At 68.4% G+C, this 7,078-nt stretch carries 6 protein-coding genes and 1 pseudogene; 1 reads left to right on the top strand and 6 read right to left on the bottom strand.

Going from position 1 to position 7,078, the window contains the following annotated elements; all coding sequences use genetic code 11:
* Nucleotides 1-72: 72 nt before the first annotated feature.
* A pseudogene (locus tag AWC30_RS09540) lies at nt 73-267 on the bottom strand (serine/threonine protein kinase); the annotation flags it as partial.
* A 383-nt stretch (nt 268-650) separates the two neighbouring features.
* Between AWC30_RS09540 and AWC30_RS09535 the strand changes: the two are divergent.
* Complete coding sequence (locus AWC30_RS09535; protein ID WP_085109965.1) at nt 651-1,952, top strand: lipase family protein; 1,302 nt, start codon at nt 651-653, stop codon at nt 1,950-1,952.
* On the opposite strand, the gene AWC30_RS09530 is transcribed toward AWC30_RS09535, so the two are convergent.
* From AWC30_RS09530 to AWC30_RS09510, 5 genes are read right to left on the bottom strand one after another with little or no spacing between them, the layout of a single operon-like run.
* Nucleotides 1,949-2,749, bottom strand: coding sequence for a MerR family transcriptional regulator (locus AWC30_RS09530; RefSeq protein WP_085109964.1), 801 nt, complete (start codon nt 2,747-2,749; stop codon nt 1,949-1,951). The genes AWC30_RS09535 and AWC30_RS09530 overlap by 4 nt on opposite strands.
* 9 nt (nt 2,750-2,758) lie before the next feature.
* Complete coding sequence (locus tag AWC30_RS09525; protein WP_085109963.1) at nt 2,759-4,243, bottom strand: flavin-containing monooxygenase; 1,485 nt, start codon at nt 4,241-4,243, stop codon at nt 2,759-2,761.
* Nucleotides 4,244-4,257: 14 nt separating this feature from the next.
* Complete coding sequence (locus tag AWC30_RS09520) at nt 4,258-5,178, bottom strand: ferritin family protein (RefSeq protein ID WP_085109962.1); 921 nt, start codon at nt 5,176-5,178, stop codon at nt 4,258-4,260.
* Between the two features lie 26 nt (nt 5,179-5,204).
* Entirely contained in the window at nt 5,205-6,062 is an 858-nt protein-coding gene (locus AWC30_RS09515) for an SDR family NAD(P)-dependent oxidoreductase (protein ID WP_109562007.1), read from the bottom strand.
* Complete coding sequence (locus tag AWC30_RS09510; RefSeq protein WP_085109961.1) at nt 6,062-7,054, bottom strand: alpha/beta hydrolase; 993 nt, start codon at nt 7,052-7,054, stop codon at nt 6,062-6,064. The genes AWC30_RS09515 and AWC30_RS09510 overlap by 1 nt, the downstream gene beginning before the upstream one ends.
* Nucleotides 7,055-7,078 lie beyond the last annotated feature (24 nt).

Genomic DNA, 7,078 nt, shown 5'->3' with positions numbered 1-7,078 from the left:
CATCATCGCAGCTCAGAGGGCACTTTCCTCGTCACGACACCCGACGACCAGCCAATTCGTCCGTGGATCGAGGCTTAGTTGGGCGAGCAGATCGGCCTCGTGTTGGAACCGCGCCTTGAAGTCGTCGTTGCGGGAGACTCCGGCGTCGAGGAGCTTCAGGGCGTCGTACCGCGGAAGACGCGGGTGTTGAACGAGGAAGACTTGTCCCATGCCTCCGGCCCCGAGCTGCCGGACGACCCTGAAGCCGGCGACTTCCGTGAACTCCATGTGATGCAGTGTGGCAGGCGGGACTCGCGGCGGCGCGATCTTCCTCCTACGGTTTGGCGGGGCGTCCGCTCTCGCGGCCGAGACCCTCAAGGGGCCGGGAGGCTGCCCCAAGCCGTGGTGACATATTGGTCTCCATCGATGGGGAAAGCGGAGCGAAAAGCGGCTGTCCCCAGGCTGACCTCGCCGACACTGGTGAGAAGCGCGTCCAGGGGTGAACGGTCAGGCTTCGTCTCTCGGAGAACGTGCCGGATCGGGACGAACAGAACCGTGGCCACGGGTGCGCCGCTTAAGCTGACTCAGTGCGGACGGGCTCACTCGCTCTGACGGGTGGCCGAAGCACTGATGTTGCCCGTTGCCGCGTGGTTTGAGGCAGGAGAAGATCGATGGCGAAAACGCCCCGCTCCGCATCGTCGGTGGCATTGGCGGCGGGTGCCGCGGTCACTGGGGTCGCCGGATCGGCTGCGGCACTGCGCAGCCCCGCGGTGATCGCGCGACTCAACGACTGGGCAGGCCGCCGGTTGACCGACGCGCAGCGCGCCGACCGCCACGCCGCGATCCTGCCCACACCCATCACAGGAAGCGGCTTCTATTCCGCGCCCGGTGATCTCAGCGCGCTGACCAACGGTGAGATCATCCGCGCCGAGCGGGTGAGCCCGCGGCTGCCGATACCCAGAGCAGCCGTCCACCGGTTTATGGTGCGTTCCACCGACACCGCCGGTAATGCCGTGCCGGTGACCGCCACGCTGATCGAACCGCACCGCCCCTGGCGGGGCAGCGGGCCGCGACCGGTCGTGGTGCGCAACCAGCCGATCAATTCCCTCGGGCTCAAGGCCGCGCCGTCCTACCGCATCGCCCACGGGCTCTACGTCGATGTGCCGCCGTATCTGCCGCTGCTCCTGGCGCGCAACTACGCGGTATTGCTCCCCGATCATGAAGGCCCCCGGATGGCGTACTCCGCGGGGCGGATGGCCGGGCACGCCGTGCTCGACTCGGTGCGCGGCATGCGCACACTACAACCGGAACTCGTCGATTCGCCGATGGTGATGGACGGCTACAGCGGCGGTGCGATCGCCACCGTGTGGGCCGCCCAGGAACAACCGACCTACGCCCCCGAGTTGAGCTTCCGAGGCGCCGCGGCGGGCGGAACGCCCACCGACTATGCGCTGCTGTTTCGCAGCATGAACGCCGGCCTGGGCTCGGGACTCTTTGCCGCGGCCGTCATCGGGCAGGCCCGCGAATACCCGCAGATGGCGGAGCTCTTCGGCGATTTCGCGTTCTACGTGGCCACCCTCATCAAAGACTTGCCCCAGCCCCCGCTGGCAGCGGCCGGGCTGGCCCGCCTCGATCTGGGCCGAATCGCCACGGTCCCTGAGCCGTTGGAATCGGAGATCGCCCAGGCCGTCATCGCCGACAACAAGCCCGGAGCTGCCGCCCCGACGATGCCGGTGCTGTTCTACCACGGCTCGAGTGGCCGATTCCTCGGTGACCAGTTCATCCCCGAGGAAGGCGTTCTCGAGCTCATCGACACCTGGCGGGCCCGGGGAGCCGACGTCGACTACCTACCCGTGCCCGGGGAGCACCTGATCGCCGCCGGCTGGGCGATGCCGACAGTGCTGCGCTGGATGGGGCGCGTCCTCGGTGAGCGCCGGGTCGCCGATCCGAGCGCGGGCCGCGGCGTCGGCTAACTTCCGGTCTGAGCTTCCGGCCCGGAGGCCTCGGCCTCTGCCTCGACAACAGAGATCGTCTTGGCCGCCCGGTTGTAGTCGTCCAACTCGTCGCGGACCGCCGCCTCCAACGCCCGGTCCAGGCTGGCGTGCGCGGCGCGCCCGGCCACCCGGCGCATCACCGCGATGATGTCGGCGGCCCAGGCGAGTTCGGCGTCGTCGCCCGGATACCAGCCGGGCCCGCGTTGCCGGGTGATCTCGGTGTGCCCGTGGCGCACCAACGCGCGAGCCGCGGCGTCCAGCTTCTTGTCGGTGGCCGCGGTGGCCGTCAGGATCGTCGACAGCGGCATGCCGCGGGCGATCAGCTCCGCATAGTCATCGATGATCCGGCGGTCCGGCACCAGGTAGCTGTCCGCGTCGCCGGTCGCCTCGATCACCCCGGTGCGGCACAGCCGCCGCAGGGTCGGCGCGTCCAGATCGCCGAGGCGCTCGGTCAACTGCGCCAACGACATCGTCCGCGACTCCGGATGCGACCACGGCGCGGTGACCAACTCCGCCAAATCGTCGAGGTTGAGCACCTCCGCCAGCTCCTGCCCGTCACGCAGCCCGGTCAGGAACTTCAGGATGTGCTTGACGGTGAACCCCTCGCCGAGCAACCGGATGACGGTCTGCAACTGGCGCAGATGCCGATCGGTGTAGATGGCCACCCGGCCGCGCCGCACCGGGCGGGTCAGCAGCCCGCTCTCCTGGTAGACGCGCACGTTGCGGGCCGTCGTCCCGGCCTCCCGCGCCAGGTCATCGATCCGGTACTCCGCCACGGCGCGCTCCTAGCCGACCGCGACCGGGCTGCCCAGCTCCTGGCGGGCGTGGATCTTGAAATCCTGCAGGTCCACGTGCTTGAGCTGGTTGACGTACTGGGTGGCGAAGCCGGGGAACATGGTGGCGTTGAAGCCGTCCTCGGTCAGATACCAGCTCTGGCACCCGGAGTTCCAGGTGGTCGATTGCAACCGCTGCTGGATGTCCTCGTTGTAGCGCTCCTGCACCTCGGGGCGCACATCCAGCGACTTCCAGTCGAACTGCAGCAGTGTGCCGATCGCTTCGACGATGTAGTCGATCTGGGCCTCCATGTACACCAGCGCCGAGTTGTGGCCCGGCCCGGAGTTCGGTCCGAACGTGAAGAACAGGTTCGGATAACCCGATACCGCGACGCTGCGGTAGGCGTAGGCGCCGCGGCTCCACTCCGATGCCAGATCCCGCCCGTCGACCCCGGTGATCGGGAACGGGGTGCCGGCCTTGGAGACCTCGAACCCGGTGGCGAAGACGATGCAATCGAATTGGTGCTCGATGCCCTCGACGGTGCGAATCCCCTCGGCGGCCAGCCGCGCGATCGGCCAGGTCACCAGCGTGCAGTTGTCGGCCTGCAGCGCGGGGTAGTAGTCACTGGTCATCAGGATGCGTTTGCACCCGGCGGAGAAGTCCGGCGTCAACTGCCGGCGCAACCACGGATCCTTCACCTGCAGGCGCAGATTCAGCGCGCTGACCGCCTCCACGAGCCGGGTGGCCGGGCTGTCCCACACCAGCCCGAGCGCCATCGACTCGTGGCCCCAATACCAGGCCGAACGCGCCACCTTCTGCGCCAGCGGCAACTCCTTGAAGACCCGCTTGACCAGCCCACTGCTTCGGGCGTTGACCCGCGGCAGCACCCAGCCGGGGGTGCGCTGAAACACCTTGACCGTGGCGGCGGTCTTGACCAGTTCCGGGATGATCTGCACCGCGCTGGCGCCGGTGCCGATCACCGCCACCCGCTTGCCGGCGAAATCGTAGTCGTGATCCCAGCGTGCGCTGTGGATCTTGTGGCCCCGGTACTCGTCGATGCCCGGGATGTCGGGAAAACCGGCGTTGGCCAGTGGGCCGGAGGCGACGATGACGGCGCGGGCCCGCACCGGTTCCTGGTCAGCGAAGCTGACGGTCCACTCACCGGCGGTCGCGTCGTAGCCGATGCCGGTCACGGTGTGCTGGAAGCGGATGTGGCTGCCGACGCCGGTGGATTCGACCATGTCGTCGATGTAGTCGAGGATCTCGGCGCTGCCGGAATAGGTGTGCGACCAGTCCGGTTTGGGGGCGAAGCTGTAGGAGTACAGGTGCGAGGGGATGTCGCACGCCGCGCCCGGGTAGGTGTTGTCCCGCCAGGTGCCGCCGACCCGAGTGTCCCGCTCGAAGATCACGAAATCGGTGACGCCTTCATCTTTGAGTCGGATCGCGGCGCCGATGCCGGCGAAGCCGGCACCGATGATGGCTACGGAGATCGTCATGGCGTGCGGCTCCTTCAGGCGACCGGCTCGTAGGTCAGTTCGCGCGACCAGGTCGGGGTGTTGCGCACCAGCGGCATCGGGATGATGCTGGTGGCCTTCACCAGTGAATCGGCCAGCCAGTGGTATTTGGAGGTGCGGTCGATCACCTTGCGGGCCTGCCAGGAGACGATCCGGTACATCGGCAGCCTGCGGGTGAATGCACTTCGTTCGCCGACGCTCTGGAACCGGCGCATGGCCTGATACAGCCGCTCCTCGTTGACGCCCATGGCGACGATGTTGTCGCGCATCTTGTTCAGCAGCGGGAAGTAGCTGAGCACGCCGATCAGGAAGGAGGGCTTGATCCAGCCGCCGACCAGCTCGATGAGCAGCTTGTGCATGTCGGCCTGGCCGAGCAGATGCATCACCTCGAAATCGACGGCCAGGTGCCGGGATTCGTCGGAGTTGATCCGCCGGAACACCTCCTGGGCGATCGGGTCCTTGACCTCCTCGGTGATGAACTTGATCAGCGCCCCGTCCAGGGCCACCTCCAGCATCGGGATGACCGTGCCCAAAAACGTCAGGCCCATCCCGTCGGAGTGTTTGTCGAGCCAGTTGATCACCAGCTGCACGTTGACGTTCGGCGCCGGGATCTCGTCGTCCTCGAGCATGCCCCAGCGGCGCATCAGCGCGAGTTCGGCGTTGGCGTGCTTTTGCTCCTCGGCGTGGAAGTGCTCGTAGATGCTCTTGAGCGTCGGGGTGGGGGCCTTTTTGGCCAGCGCGGCGAAGCCGCGGGCGCCGACGTTCTCGATCCACATCAGATCGGACATGAACGGTTTGAGCTTGGCCCACAGCTCCGGCTCGATGAGTTCGGCGCCCGGTGCGTCCCAGTCGATGTCGGCCAGTGCCCACTGGCGGTCCTTGATCGTCTGCAGCATGGCGTCCATGTCCATTGCCATGATCGTTTCCTTTCGGGTAGGGCGGGTCAGTTGTCGGGCAGCAGCCGGCCGAGCAGGCCGGCGCCGCGGACGTAGAGGCCCGGGAGGTGTCGTTTCAGGTGCCAGATGACGGTGGCGTCGACCTGCGGGACCACGTAGAGGCGGCCGGCGTCGTGCGCGTCGAGGGTGCGGGCCGCGACGCTGTCGGGCGACAGCCCGGTCCAGCGGGCCAGTTGCTTGGTCAGGTTCATCGAGCCGGGGGTGATGCGGCCGTCGTCGAAGACGTTGGTCTTGACGAACGTCGGGCACAGCACCGTCACCGCGATATCGGTGTCGTTGAGCTCCGCGGCCAAAGTCTCCGACAGGGACATCACCCCGGCCTTGGACACGTTGTAGGCGGCCATCGACGGTGCGGCGGCGAACCCGGCGGCCGAGGCCACGTTGACGATGCCGCCGCGGCCCGCCTCCCGCAGCAGCGGGGTGAACACCTCGCAGCCGTAGATCACGCCCCACAGGTTGATGCCCAGCGCCCAGTCCCAATCCTCGAAGCCGATGTCGCCGACGGGCTTTCCGCCGATACCGACCCCGGCGTTGTTGATCACCAGGGTGGGCGGGCCACCGAAGACCTCCTGGGCGGTGGCGGCGAGTTTCTCCACCGCGGCGCGATCGGACACGTCGCACTGCGTCGCGTGCGCGCTGCCGGTGGGCAACCCGTCGACCAGAGCGACGGTTTCGGCGGCGCGGTCGGCGTCGATGTCGGCGCAGATGACCTCACCGCCGCGGCGGGCGAGTTCCAGGGCGAAGGAGCGCCCGATGCCGCTGCCCGCGCCGGTGACCACCGCCTTGGCCTTGGCGGAGCGCCGATCGGTGCGCAGGAAATTGAGCAGGGTGTCGATCGGGAACATCAGCACACCTCTTCGGTGTCGTGGGAGCGGTCGCGCTGGTAGACGTTCGAGATGAAGGCCGCCGCCCGGCGCAACGCCGGCTTGGCCTCAGGTGCCAGACGCGGCAGCGCCTGAAAGACGTGCAGCATCCCCGGCCAGATCTCCAGGCGACTGCTGCCGCCGGCGTCGGTGATGGCGTCGTGCAGGTAGCGGGCGTCGGCTTGCAGCATCTCGAAGCCGCCGGCCTGGATGAGCATCGGCGGGAGCGCGGCGGCGTCGGTGAAGCCCAGCCGCAACCGGGGATCGGTCTGGTCGTGGCCCTCGGTGTAGAGCCCCACCAACCGGCGCGCGGCCCCGGCGGACATCGCGGGGTCGCGGCGCAGCCGTTCCTGTTGCGCGGCAAGACCGAGGGTCAGATCGATCAGCGGTGAGAACAGCACCACCCCGGCGGGCTGGAAGTCCGGCTCGTCGGCGTGGGCCAACAGCAGGTCGACGGTGAGGTGGCCACCGGCGGAGTCGGCGCCGATGACGAGATCGCCGCCTGCGTAGCCCTGGGCCAGCAGCCAGCGGTAGCCGGCCTCGACGTCGTCGGCGGCGGTCGGGAACCGGTGTTCCGGGGCCAGTCGGTAGTCCACGACGAACATCGGCAGGCCGGTGGCCTCCGAGAGACGGGCGACCAGCTTGCGGTGGGTGCGGGCCGAGCAGATGGCGTAGGCGCTGCCGTGCACGTAGTAGCCGGCGCGCTGACCGAACTCGACCCCGGGCGCCAGAACCCACTCGCCGCGCACCTGCGGGGTGTCGACGTCGATGACCGTGGTGCCGCCGGGCATGGAGCCGAGCGTCCCCATGATCGAGGCGACCAGGGCGCGGCTGAACCGCACCCCCGACCTGGTCGGCGGGATGACCCCGGTGAGGCTGCCCAGCGTCCAGCGGGTGAGCGCAGCCGAGGCCACCGCCCGCGCCGAGGCGCGGTCAGGTACCGACGGCAGGCGTGGTCGGTCGGATTCCGTCACGCGCAGCAGTCCATCACGAACTGT

It is taken from the genome of Mycolicibacillus trivialis, assembly GCF_002102395.1.
Lineage (GTDB): Bacteria > Actinomycetota > Actinomycetes > Mycobacteriales > Mycobacteriaceae > Mycobacterium > Mycobacterium triviale.
The sequence above is the reverse complement of the archived record's forward strand: the minus strand, read 5'-3'. Positions and strand labels throughout refer to the sequence as shown.